This window comes from Labrys wisconsinensis (assembly GCF_030814995.1).
Lineage (GTDB): Bacteria > Pseudomonadota > Alphaproteobacteria > Rhizobiales > Labraceae > Labrys > Labrys wisconsinensis.
Genome location: NZ_JAUSVX010000002.1, coordinates 154786 through 166467 on the forward strand (window position 1 = coordinate 154786; position 11682 = coordinate 166467).

At 70.6% G+C, this 11682-nt stretch carries 11 protein-coding genes; 9 read left to right on the forward strand and 2 right to left on the reverse strand.

Annotated features, from left to right (window positions below):
• Window positions 1-109: 109 nt before the first annotated feature.
• The 3 genes from QO011_RS07100 (at window position 110) to QO011_RS07110 (ending at window position 1958) form a co-directional block, all read left to right on the forward strand.
• Window positions 110-355: a hypothetical protein gene (locus QO011_RS07100; RefSeq protein ID WP_307269628.1), complete on the forward strand. Its 246-nt coding sequence runs from the start codon at window positions 110-112 to the stop codon at window positions 353-355.
• A gap of 111 nt (window positions 356-466) precedes the next feature.
• On the forward strand, window positions 467-1426 hold the full coding sequence (gene lipA / locus QO011_RS07105; RefSeq protein WP_307269630.1) for a lipoyl synthase: 960 nt from the start codon (window positions 467-469) through the stop codon (window positions 1424-1426).
• A 64-nt stretch (window positions 1427-1490) separates the two neighbouring features.
• Window positions 1491-1958, forward strand: coding sequence for a type II toxin-antitoxin system RatA family toxin (locus tag QO011_RS07110; protein WP_307269633.1), 468 nt, complete (start codon window positions 1491-1493; stop codon window positions 1956-1958).
• Window positions 1959-2187: 229 nt separating this feature from the next.
• On the opposite strand, the gene QO011_RS07115 is transcribed toward QO011_RS07110, so the two are convergent.
• Together QO011_RS07115 and QO011_RS07120 are read right to left on the reverse strand one after the other, a co-directional pair.
• Complete coding sequence (locus QO011_RS07115; RefSeq protein ID WP_307269636.1) at window positions 2188-2697, reverse strand: CinA family protein; 510 nt, start codon at window positions 2695-2697, stop codon at window positions 2188-2190.
• A complete protein-coding gene (locus QO011_RS07120; protein WP_307269639.1) occupies window positions 2697-3911 on the reverse strand; it encodes a bifunctional 2-C-methyl-D-erythritol 4-phosphate cytidylyltransferase/2-C-methyl-D-erythritol 2,4-cyclodiphosphate synthase in 1215 nt (404 codons plus the stop codon). The genes QO011_RS07115 and QO011_RS07120 overlap by 1 nt, the downstream gene beginning before the upstream one ends.
• A 194-nt stretch (window positions 3912-4105) precedes the next feature.
• Here QO011_RS07120 and QO011_RS07125 point away from each other — a divergent pair, with 194 nt between their 5' ends.
• The 6 genes from QO011_RS07125 to guaA all read left to right on the forward strand — a co-directional run bounded on the left by QO011_RS07125 (window position 4106) and on the right by guaA (window position 11232).
• Window positions 4106-5188, forward strand: coding sequence for a Ppx/GppA phosphatase family protein (locus QO011_RS07125; protein ID WP_370881917.1), 1083 nt, complete (start codon window positions 4106-4108; stop codon window positions 5186-5188).
• A gap of 107 nt (window positions 5189-5295) precedes the next feature.
• Window positions 5296-5973 carry an RlmE family RNA methyltransferase gene (locus QO011_RS07130; protein ID WP_307270912.1) on the forward strand — a complete coding sequence of 226 codons (678 nt, stop codon included), beginning with the start codon at window positions 5296-5298 and terminating at the stop codon, window positions 5971-5973.
• A 416-nt stretch (window positions 5974-6389) separates the two neighbouring features.
• Window positions 6390-7889 carry an IMP dehydrogenase gene (gene guaB, locus QO011_RS07135; RefSeq protein ID WP_307269645.1) on the forward strand — a complete coding sequence of 500 codons (1500 nt, stop codon included), beginning with the start codon at window positions 6390-6392 and terminating at the stop codon, window positions 7887-7889.
• A gap of 4 nt (window positions 7890-7893) precedes the next feature.
• The gene (locus QO011_RS07140) at window positions 7894-8325 is read left to right on the forward strand and encodes an MAPEG family protein (protein WP_307269647.1); all 432 of its coding nucleotides are present in this window, start codon (window positions 7894-7896) and stop codon (window positions 8323-8325) included.
• Entirely contained in the window at window positions 8322-9623 is a 1302-nt protein-coding gene (locus QO011_RS07145) for an RsmB/NOP family class I SAM-dependent RNA methyltransferase (RefSeq protein ID WP_307269650.1), read from the forward strand. The genes QO011_RS07140 and QO011_RS07145 overlap by 4 nt, the downstream gene beginning before the upstream one ends.
• Before the next feature lie 58 nt (window positions 9624-9681).
• Entirely contained in the window at window positions 9682-11232 is a 1551-nt protein-coding gene (gene guaA, locus QO011_RS07150; RefSeq protein WP_307269651.1) for a glutamine-hydrolyzing GMP synthase, read from the forward strand.
• Window positions 11233-11682: the final 450 nt, after the last annotated feature.

Here is an 11682-nt window from a genome sequence, read left to right on the forward strand (position 1 = left end):
GTTAAGCGCGCGCGCCTGCGCGCCGCGCAGGGCAGGCATGCCGGCGCCAGCGTGCATCAATCCTTAAGGCCGGGCGATGCAGTCTCGACGGGGGCGCCGGAGTGTCGCCGTGGACTGGTCGGACTGGCTCGATCTCGGGCTGACCGCCGTGATGGCGGGCACGGCGGTGCGCCTCTACACCGGCCAGGTCTTCGCCGCCTGGGACTATCTCCTAGCCGCCATCGTCGGCGCCTATGCCGCCCCCTTCGCACTTCACACTTTCGTTCCCGAGATCGAGGACCTATTTGTCTTGTTCTCCGGGTTCGGCGGCGCGCTGATCGGCTGCCTCGTCCGTGATATGCTACCCAAGCCCTAGGCGGGCTGCGCGGGATCGCCGCCGCGGCCGGCCGAGGGCGGTCTTGAGTCTGCGGGGCGCCGGCGCGGCGTTCGGGGTCCCGCCCGCCCTGCGGCCGTCGCGAGGATCTTCATGCCCGTCGTCATCGATCTCCTGAAGAACGACACCCGCCCGCGCCATCCGGAGAAGGCGCACCGGCCGGACCAGCCGATCCTGCGCAAGCCGGAATGGATCCGGGTGAAGGCACCGGGCTCGCCGCAATGGCGCGAGACGCAGGCGATCGTGCGCGAGAACAAGCTGGTCACGGTGTGCGAGGAGGCCGGCTGCCCCAATATCGGCGAGTGCTGGGAGAAGAAGCACGCCACCTTCATGATCATGGGCGACACCTGCACGCGGGCCTGCGCCTTCTGCAACGTCAAGACCGGCATGCCCGGCGCGCTCGACCCGGCCGAGCCGGAGAACACCGCCATCGCCGTGGCCAAGCTCGGGCTGACCCATGTGGTCATCACCTCGGTCGACCGAGACGACCTCGCCGACGGCGGCGCCGAGCACTTCGCGCAGGTGATCCGCGCCATCCGCCGCCGCAGCCCCGGCACCACCATCGAGGTGCTGACGCCGGACTTCCTGCGCAAGGAGGGGGCGCTGGAGACCGTGGTGGCGGCCCGGCCCGACGTGTTCAACCACAACATGGAGACGGTGGCCTCGCGCTACCTCACGGTGCGCCCGGGCGCGCGCTATTTCCACTCCATGCGGCTCTTGCAGAAGGTGAAGGAACTCGATGCCACCATCTTCACCAAGTCGGGGATCATGGTCGGCCTCGGCGAGGAGCGCAACGAGGTGCTGCAGCTGATGGACGACCTGCGCTCGGCCGATGTCGACTTCATCACCATCGGCCAATATCTCGCGCCGTCGCGCAAGCACCATCCTGTCGTGGCCTACGTCACGCCCGACGCGTTCAAGGCCTATGAGACCATCGCCTATGCCAAGGGCTTCCTGATGGTGTCCTCCTCGCCGCTGACGCGCTCCTCGCACCATGCGGGCGAGGATTTCGCCAGGCTGCGCGCCAACCGCGAGGCCAGGCTGGGGCGCTGATACGCCGCATCTTTGCAAGCGCCGGCCCCAGGGCCATCTGGGGCAAGAGGAGGCCCACCCGTCCATGCCGTCCTTCCGCACCACGCGCCGCGTCCGGCACCGGGCTGTCGACATGTTCGACCTCGTCGCCGACGTCGACAAATACCCGCTGTTCGTGCCGCTGTGCCAGGCGCTGCGGGTCAGGCGGCGGACCGAGGAGGCGGACGGGCGCATGGTGGTGGTCGCCGACATGACGGTGGCCTACAAGGTGTTCCGCGAGACGTTCGGCAGCCGCGTCACCCTGGACCGGGAGAAGCTCGCCATCCTGGTGGAATATCTCGACGGCCCGTTCAGCCACCTGGAGAACCGCTGGAGCTTCCGCGACGACGGGCAGGGCGGCTGCATCGTCGAGTTCTTCATCGACTACAGCTTCCGTTCGCGCACGCTCGGCATGCTGATGGGCACGATGTTCGACGCCGCCTTCCGCCGCTTCGCCGACGCCTTCGAACGCCGGGCGGATGCGGTCTACGGCAAGGCGGTGCCGGCGGGCTGAGGGATGGGGACAGGATGTGGCGCTGAAAAGCCTTCTCCGCGAAGCGGGGAAGGTGGCGCCACGTAGTGGCGACGGATGGGGTGTGGTCCGCGAGGATTGCGCGGCCGACCGATCCTGCACCAGCGTGGTGCCAGCCGAACGCAGGTTCCGACCTGCCCGCCACACCCCATCCGACCTTGCTTCGCAAGGCCACCTTCCCCACTGCGTGGAGAAGGCTTTCGCGCGCCGCTCACCCCACCACAGCATGGTCCTTGGCGAGGTGCAGCAGGAGATCCAGCGCCTGCGTCACCGACCGTGTCCGCACGACATCGCGGCCGACGTCGCCGAAGCGGCGCTCGATGTGGAGGCTGCGCCCATCCGCGAGGCTGGCGGCGAAATGCACCAGGCCGACGGGCTTTTCCGCCGAGCCGCCGCCCGGCCCGGCAATGCCGGTGATCGCGACGGACAGGCCCGCCTTGGAATGCCGGATCGCGCCCTCGGCCATGGCGCGGGCGACAAGCTCGCTGACCGCGCCGTGCTCGCCGATCAGCGCCGGCGGCACCCCCAGCATCTCGGCCTTCGCCGCGTTGGAATAGGTGACGAAGCCGCGGTCGACCACGTCGGAGGAGCCGGCGACGGCGGTGAGCGCTGCGGCGACCAGGCCGCCGGTGCAGGATTCGGCGGTCGCGACCAGGAGGCCCTTGGCTTGGCAGGCCCCGAGCACGATGCGGGCGAGCTCGATGGTGGTGTGGTCGATCATCACGAGGCCTCCGGATTGGTCCAGGGCAGGCGGATGGTGGCCGAAGCCATGGCGGCGATGCCCTCGCGCCGCCCGACGAAGCCGAGCGTCTCCATGGTCGTCGCCTTGACGCCGACCCGCTCGATGCCGATGCCGGCGATCCCGGCGATGCGCGCCCGCATCGCTTCCCGATGCGGCCCGATCTTCGGCGCCTCGCACAGCAGCGTCACGTCGAGATGGGCGACGGCGCCGCCGCGCGCGGCGACCAGCCCGACGGCATGGGCGAGGAAGCGGTCGGACGAAGCTCCCTTCCAGCGCATGTCCGAAGGCGGGAAATGCGCGCCGATATCGCCGTCGCCGATGGCGCCGAGCACGGCATCGGTGAGGGCGTGCAGGCCGACATCGGCGTCGGAATGGCCGCTGAGGCCGCGCTCGTGCGGGATGCGCACGCCGCAGAGCCAGACATGGTCGCCCTCGGTGACAGCGTGCACGTCGAAGCCGGTGCCGGTGCGCACGTCGCCGAGCGCCGCGAGCGGCGGGGTGAACAGGCGTTCCGCCGCCTCGAAATCGGCCGGGCCGGTGAGCTTCATGTTGGTCGCCTCTCCCTCGAAGACATACAGGGGATTGCCGGCCCATTCGGCGACGGCGCCGTCGTCGGTGAGGCCGTCGACGCCGGCCGCCGCCGCCCGCTCATGCGCCTGAAGGATCAGGCCGAAGCGGAAGGATTGCGGCGTCTGCACCGAACGCAGGGTCTGGCGCGGCGGCGTGCCGGTGACGCGCTCGTCTCCGTCGACGATCTTGACCGTGTCGGTCACGGGCAGGCCGGGCACGGCGGCGCCGCGGGCGAGCGCCGCGTCGATGGCGCGGTCGATCAGGGCGGGCGAGGTGAAGGGACGGGCGGCGTCGTGGATCAGCACGATGTCGGGCGGGGCCGGCGCGAGCGCCCTGAGGCCGGCGAGGCCGGAGGCCTGGCGCGTGCCGCCGCCGGCGACGGGCGGCACCAGCTTGGGCACGCCCTTGGCCGCGGCGGCATAGAGGTCGCCGTCGTCGGCATGGATCACCGCCAGCACCGCGTCGATGCGCGGATGCTCCGCGAACAGGGCCAGCGAGCGGGCGAGCACGCTCCTGCCGCCGAGCCGGCGGTACTGCTTGGGCAGGCCGCCGCCGGCGCGGATGCCGCGTCCGGCCGCGACCAGGATCGCGGCGATGCGGGGGGCGGCGGGGGATGTGGGCATGGCGGCTTCCAGGCTGGGACTCTGCTCATAGCGAACGCGCGGCGCCGCGTCACCTCCGCCCGGCGGCCGGGACATCCGGCCGGCGAATCCTCTCGCCAGCCGCGCGGAACTTGCTACACTCGCCGGCGAAGACAGGGACAGCACTTTTGGCGCGCCGCCAGCGGCAGCGACGGAAGTCAGCCGGGACAGAAGCGTTGGAACGGGGATTGGAGGCCGAGGCGGCGTGGGCGCCCGGCCATGCGGCCGTCACGGCCGCACCGGAGGAGAGGCGGCCGGCGCAGCCGGTCAGGCGCGAGCATACCTATGCCGCGATCGACCTCGGCACGAACAATTGCCGCCTGCTGGTGGCGCGGCCGGCCGGCGACGGTTTTCGCGTCATCGATGCCTTTTCGCGAATCGTGCGGCTCGGGGAGGGACTCAGCCACTCCGGGCGGTTGAACGAAGGCGCGATGGGGCGTGCAATCGAGGCGCTCGGCGTCTGCGCCCAGAAGATGCGCGACCGCCGGGTCGACCGCGCCCGGCTGATCGCCACCGAAGCCTGCCGCGCCGCCGCCAACGGCGCCGCCTTCATCGAGCGCGTCGGCCGCGAGACCGGGCTGGAGCTGGAGATCGTCAGCCGCGAGACCGAGGCGCGCCTGGCCGCGGCCGGCTGCGTGCCGCTGATCGACCGCCGCACCGAGGGCGTGGTGCTGTTCGACATCGGCGGCGGCTCCTCCGAGCTGGTCTGGCTCGGCTTCGAGGGGACGGGCGGGCGGCGCACGCCGGCCATGCGCGGCTGGATCTCGCTGCCGGTCGGCGTCGTCACCCTGTCGGAGCGCCATGGCGGCGTGCGCGTCACCCGCCGTGGCTTCGAGGCGATGGTCGAGGACGTCGCCGCGATGCTGGAATGCTTCGAGCACAAGCAGGCGATCGCCGGGCAGGTGGACCGGCTGCACATGCTCGGCACCTCGGGCACGGTCACCACCATGGCCGGCATCCACCTGCGCCTGCCGCGCTACGACCGGCGCCGGGTCGACGGGCTGTGGATGTCGGCGGGCGAGCTCGACAGCGTGCTGGAGGAACTGCTCGGCATGTCCTTCGAGGACCGGGTGGCCAATGCCTGCATCGGGCCGGAGCGGGCCGATCTCGTGCTCGCCGGCTGCGCCATCCTCGAGGCGATCCGGCGCGCCTTCCCCTGCGAGCGGCTGCGTGTCGCCGACCGCGGCCTGCGCGAGGGGCTGCTGGTGGAGATGATGGAGCAGGATGGGGTCTGGCGCCGCGGGGACGCCCGCTCGTGACCGGCAAGGGGGGCGGAAAGGGCGGCGCCGGTGGTTCCGGCGGCTCCGGCAAGCGCGGCGGCGAGAAGGGCAGCTCCGGGCGCGGCTATGGCGGGCGCGAGCTCGGCGTGCGGCTGCGCAATGCCCGGCGCCACAAGCACTCCTCGCAGCTCTGGCTGGAGCGCCAGCTCAACGACCCCTTCGTGGCGCGGGCCAGGCGCGAGGGCTACCGCTCGCGCGCCGTCTACAAGCTGATGGAGATCGACGACAAGGCCGGGCTGCTCAAGCCGGGCCGGCGCGTGCTCGACCTCGGCGCCGCGCCCGGCGGCTGGTCGCAGCTCGCGGCCGACCGCTGCAGGGCGGCGGAAGGGCCGGAGGGCGGCCGAGGCACGGTGGTGGCGATCGACCTCCTGCCCGTCGACCCGATCCCCGGCGTCGACTTCGTGCAGATGGACTTCATGGACGATGCCGCGCCGGAGCGCCTGAAGGCGATGCTGGGCGGACCGGCCGACATCGTGCTCTCCGACATGGCCGCCAACACGGTGGGCCACCGCGCCACCGACCATCTGCGCATCGTCGCCCTGGTCGAGGCGGCGGCGCATTTCGCCGTCGAGGTGCTGGCGCCGGGCGGGGCGTTCCTGGCCAAGGTGTTCCAGGGCGGCACCGAGAGCGACATCCTCACCCTGCTCAAGCGCGACTTCGCGACGGTGAAGCACATCAAGCCGGCGGCGAGCCGGGCGGGGTCGAGCGAGATGTATGTGCTGGCGACCGGGTTCAGGGGCGGGGAGGCGGAAGAGGCCCGCTGAGGGCGCGGCCGGCGCGACGTTCACCGTCCTTTCCGCAACGGTTCCGTCATGGCCGGGCTCGACCCGGCCATCCCAGCGCGATCGAATTCGATCGCGCGGCGCACGCGACGATGGCGGTGCTTTCGCGACCGCTCGGGCCCTTCTCTCCAGCCCATGGCGTTCGCATGGATGGGCTGAACAAGTCCGCCCATGACGTCGAGGTTCCCGTGCGATAGTGGCAGCCCGGGCTGCCGCCCGCCAAGCGCCTGTCATGGATTTCGGGCATCGCTGCCGAGGGCACAGGCCGGCGTCGACATTATCCACCGGCCCGCATGGCCGCCCTGCATGCACGGGGCTTTCGCGCGGGGGACCAGCGTGTTAGACGATCGCGCCAACTCAGCCGTGCCCGGCCCCATTCCTCATCGAAAGAGTTGGTCATGCCCCGGATCGTGGATTCGTCGCTTTTTCCCGAAGCCCTCACCTTCGACGACGTGCTCCTGACGCCGGGGCACTCGGAAATCCTGCCCTCCGAGGCCGATATCCGCTCGCGCGTCACCCGCTCGATCTCCGTCAACCTGCCGCTGCTGGCTTCGGCCATGGACACGGTGACGGAGAGCCGCATGGCCATCGCCATGGCCCAGGCCGGCGGGCTCGGCGTCATCCACCGCAACCTCACGCCGGAGGAGCAGGCCGAGCAGGTCAGGCAGGTCAAGCGCTATGAGAGCGGCATGGTGGTCAACCCGATCACCATCGGCCCGGAGGGGACTCTGGCCGACGCCTTCGCCCTGATGGCCCGCTACCGCATTTCCGGCATCCCCGTGGTCGAAGGCGGCGCGCCGGGCGTGCCGGGCAAGCTCGTCGGCATCCTCACCAACCGCGACGTGCGCTTCGCCACCAACCAGCAGCAGCCGGTGGCCGAGCTGATGACCAAGGACCGGCTGATCACCGTGCGCGAAGGGGTGACGCAGGAAGAGGCCAAGCGCCTCCTCCACCAGTACCGGATCGAGAAGCTGGTGGTGGTCGACGACGAGTTCCGCTGCGTCGGCCTGATGACGGTGAAGGACATCGAGAAGGCGACGCTGTATCCGAACGCCTGCAAGGACGAGCAGGGGCGCCTGCGCGTCGCCGCCGCCTCGACGGTCGGCGACCTCGGCCATGCCCGCTCCGAGCTCCTGATCGATGCCGGCGTCGACCTCGTCGTGGTCGACACGGCGCACGGCCATTCCCAGAAGGTGCTCGACGCGGTCGGCCGCATCAAGCGCGCCTCCAACGCGGTGCAGGTGATCGCCGGCAATGTCGCCACCGGCGACGGCGCCAAGGCGCTGATCGACGCCGGCGCGGACGCGATCAAGGTCGGCATCGGCCCGGGCTCGATCTGCACCACGCGCATGGTGGCGGGCGTCGGCGTGCCGCAGCTCACCGCCATCATCGACGCCGCCAACGCCGCGCGCGAGGCCGGCGTGCCGGTCATCGCCGACGGCGGCATCAAATATTCCGGCGATTTCGCCAAGGCGATCGCCGCCGGCGCCTCGGTGGCCATGGTCGGCTCGATGCTGGCCGGCACCGACGAGACGCCCGGCGAGGTCTATCTCTACCAGGGCCGCTCCTACAAATCCTATCGCGGCATGGGCTCGGTCGGCGCGATGTCGCGCGGCTCGGCCGACCGCTATTTCCAGGCCGACATCAAGGATTCGATGAAGCTGGTGCCGGAAGGCATCGAGGGCCAGGTGGCCTATAAGGGCCCGGTCGGGGCGGTGCTGCACCAGCTTGCCGGGGGCCTGCGCGCCTCGATGGGCTATGTCGGCGCCCGGACGGTGGAGGAGTTCCAGGAGAAGGCGCGCTTCGTGCGCATCTCCTCGGCGGGCCTGCGCGAGAGCCATGTCCACGACGTCACCATCACCCGCGAGAGCCCGAACTACCAGCCGGGCCGGGGCTGAGCCCATGTCGGTCCAGGCCGTGCTGCTGCCGGTCTTCGCGCAGGTGGCGCTGACCTTCGCGCTGCTGATCCGGCTCGGCCTGATGCGCACCGGCCTGGTGCGCAGCGGCGCGGTCAAGGTGCGCGACATCGTGCTCGGCCAGAAGGCCTGGCCGGAGCGCGCCACGCAGACCGGCAACTGCTTCGACAACCAGTTCCAGATCCCGGTGCTGTTCTACGTGCTGACGGCGCTGGCGCTGATCACCCGCAAGGCCGACCTCCTGTTCGTCGTCCTGGCCTGGGTGTTCGTCATGACGCGCCTCGTGCATGCCGGGATCCATACCGGCTCCAACCGATTGTCGCAGCGCTTCTACGCCTATGCCGCCGGCGTCGCGGTGCTGCTCCTGATGTGGGTGATCTTCGCCTTGGACATCCTGACGACGGCCGTGACGCCGTGACGCCCGCTGCCCGCCTCTCCGCCGCCATCGAGGTGCTCGCGGATATCGACGCCCGCCGCCGGCCCGCCGCCGACGTCCTGAAGGACTGGGGCCTGGCGCACCGCTTCGCCGGCTCCGGCGACCGCGCCGCCATCGCCAGCCTCGCCTATGACGTGCTGCGCCGCCGCGCCTCCGCCCGCTGGCTGCTCGACGCCGAGACCCCGCGCGCGGGCGTCATCGGCATGCTGGCGCTGCAGCGCCGGCTCGATGCCGACGCCATCGCCGCGCTGTTCTCCGGCGAGCGCTTCGCCCCCGAGCCGTTGACGGCGGCCGAGCGCGAGGCGCTCGTCACCCGCCACCTCGAGGAGGCGCCGCCCGCCGTGCAGGCCGACGTGCCGGACTGGCTGTGGCCGGCCTTCGCCGGCGCTTTCGGCGCCGAGGCGATCGCCGAAGGGCAGGGGCTGGCCGAGCGCGCGCCGCTCGACCTGCGCGTCAACACGCTGAAGACCAGCCGCGACAAGGCCGTGGCCGAGCTCTCTCCACTCGGTGCGGCCGAGACGGTGCTGTCGCCCTGGGGCCTGCGGGTGCCGCTCGGCGCCGACGGGCGCGGCCCCTCGGTGCAGGTGGAGCCCTCCTTCCTCAAGGGCTGGTTCGAAGTGCAGGACGAGGGCTCGCAGATCGCCGCCCTGATCGCCCGCGCCGAGCCCGGCGAGCAGGTGCTGGACCTCTGCGCCGGCGCCGGCGGCAAGACGCTGGAGCTCGCCGCCACGATGGCCAACAAGGGCCAGATCTACGCCACCGACAGCGACAAGCGGCGCCTTGCCCCGATCCACGACCGGCTGGAGCGGGCCGGTGCGCGCAACGTCCAGGTGCGCACGCCGCGCGGCGGCCCGCCCGAGCTCGGCGACCTCGCGGGCCGGATGGACCTGGTGCTGATCGACGCGCCCTGCAGCGGCTCCGGCACCTGGCGGCGCAACCCCGACGCCAAATGGCGCATGCGGCCCAACAGCCTGGCGGACCGGATCAAGGACCAGGCCGGGGTGCTGCGCCAGGGCGCGGCCGCCGTGAAGCCCGGCGGGCGCCTCGTCTACATCACCTGCTCGGTGCTGCCGGAGGAGAACGACGGCGCGGTCGAAGCCTTTTTGCGCGGGCAGGACGGGTTCTCGGCGGCCACGCCGGCCGAAGCCCTGGCCGCGGCGGGCTTTGCCGGGCTCGGCCGCCATGCCTCGCCGCGCGGCCTCGGCGTCCAGCTCACGCCGCGGCGCACGGCCACGGACGGGTTCTACGTGGCGGTGCTGCGGCGCGGCGGCGACGCATGAGCCCCCTTCCACCCATCCCGCGATTGCTTCCTCCATCGTGATCCGCTAGGCGCTCGCCATGACCCATGACAGCATCCTCATCATCGATTTCGGCTCCCAGGTCACCCAGCTGATCGCCCGGCGCGTGCGCGAGGCCGGCGTCTATTGCGAGATCCATCCGTTCCAGAGTGCCGCCGAAGCCTTCGCCAAGCTGAAGCCCAAGGGCGTGATCTTCTCCGGCGGCCCGGCCTCGGTCTGCGATGCCGGCAGCCCCCGCGCCCCACAGGCGGTGTTCGATTCCGGCGTGCCGATCCTCGCCATCTGCTACGGCCAGCAGACCCTGGCGGCCCAGCAGGGCGGCAAGGTCGAGGGCGGGCACGCCCGCGAGTTCGGCCGCGCCGATGTCGAGATCAAGGCGGCGAGCCCGCTCTTCGCCGGGGTCTGGGAGGTGGGCGGGCGCTATCCCGTGTGGATGAGCCATGGCGACCGCGTCACCGAGCTGCCGCCGGGCTTCGTCGTGGTCGGCACCTCGGAGAACGCCCCCTTCGCCATCGCGGTGGACGAGGGCCGGCGCTACTACACCACCATGTTCCATCCCGAAGTGGTGCACACGCCGGACGGGGCCAAGCTGCTGCAGAACTTCGTGCACAAAATCGTCGGCCTCAAGTCCGACTGGACCATGGCGGCCTATCGCCGCGAGATGATCGACAAGATCCGCCGCCAGGTCGGCGACGGCAAGGTGATCTGCGGCCTCTCCGGCGGCGTCGACTCGGCGGTCGCGGCGGTGCTGATCCACGAGGCGATCGGCGAGCAGCTCACCTGCGTCTTCGTCGACCACGGCCTGATGCGGGCCGGGGAAGCCGAACAGGTGGTCGGCCTGTTCCGCGACCATTACAACATCCCGCTGGTGCATGTGGACGCGGCGGACCTGTTCCTCGGCGCCCTCGCCGGCGTCAGCGACCCCGAAACCAAGCGCAAGACCATCGGCAAGCTGTTCATCGAGGTGTTCGAGGCCGAGGCCAAGAAGGTCGGCGGCGCTGAGTTTCTGGCGCAGGGCACGCTCTATCCCGATGTCATCGAAAGCGTCTCGTTCTCGGGCGGACCCTCGGTCACCATCAAGTCGCACCACAATGTCGGCGGCCTGCCCGAGCGCATGCACATGGCGCTGGTGGAGCCCTTGCGCGAGCTGTTCAAGGACGAGGTCCGGGCGCTGGGCCGCGAGCTCGGCCTGCCCGAAGCCTTCGTCGGCCGCCACCCCTTCCCGGGCCCGGGCCTCGCCATCCGCGTGCCCGGCGACATCACCCGCGACAAGCTCGACATCCTGCGCAAGGCCGACACGATCTACCTCGACGAGATCCGCAAGGCCGGCCTCTACGACAAGATCTGGCAGGCCTTCGCCGTGCTGCTGCCCGTGCGCACGGTGGGCGTGATGGGCGACTACCGCACCTACGACCACGTGTGTGCTTTGCGCGCGGTAACCTCGGTCGACGGCATGACCGCGGATTTCTTCCCGTTCGACATGGGGTTTTTGGGGCGGGCGGCGACGCGGATCATCAACGAGGTGAACGGGATCAATCGGGTGGTGTACGACGTGACGTCGAAGCCGCCGGGGACGATCGAGTGGGAGTGAGGGGCTTGGGATACTTGACCCTCAAGGGGCTGGCTGGGGGCACGTGCTCTACGACCAGCGGCAACCAATGAAATAGGCGGTATTTCTGAGAGCGCTGTCCCGGCGACTGGCCAAAATTCACCGAAATGTCGTCATTCGGATTTTCGGTATCGATATTTCCCTTGGATGCCGCCTTGAGTTCGTAGCGAAAAGGGGTCCGCAGAGCCTCAGTCCGGCGTAGATCGGCAAAGCCGATGCTTGGAAAAGAGAGCCACTTCGTCCCAAATGGCGCAAGTGACTGCCACGGGATTCGATCATGAAAACCATGTCGGCGCGGGAGGCGAAGAACGCCTTCGGCTTGATGATCGACACCGCACGCAGGGCCGGTGCTCATCGCAAAAGGCGGGCATGGCGTCGTGATGGTCATCTCCGTGGAAGAATACCAACGGCTGGACGACGCCTCCAATGCAG

Bases quoted from the DNA above. Each gene is read 5' to 3' on its own strand.
- QO011_RS07140 (WP_307269647.1), top strand. From the start codon at position 7,894: ATGTCGGTCCAGGCCGTGCTGCTGCCGGTCTTCGCGCAGGTGGCGCTG.
- QO011_RS07115 (WP_307269636.1), bottom strand. From the start codon at position 2,697: ATGATCGACCACACCACCATCGAGCTCGCCCGCATCGTGCTCGGGGCC.
- lipA (WP_307269630.1), top strand. From the start codon at position 467: ATGCCCGTCGTCATCGATCTCCTGAAGAACGACACCCGCCCGCGCCAT.
- guaA (WP_307269651.1), top strand. From the start codon at position 9,682: ATGACCCATGACAGCATCCTCATCATCGATTTCGGCTCCCAGGTCACC.
- QO011_RS07120 (WP_307269639.1), bottom strand. From the start codon at position 3,911: ATGCCCACATCCCCCGCCGCCCCCCGCATCGCCGCGATCCTGGTCGCG.
- QO011_RS07110 (WP_307269633.1), top strand. From the start codon at position 1,491: ATGCCGTCCTTCCGCACCACGCGCCGCGTCCGGCACCGGGCTGTCGAC.
- guaB (WP_307269645.1), top strand. From the start codon at position 6,390: ATGCCCCGGATCGTGGATTCGTCGCTTTTTCCCGAAGCCCTCACCTTC.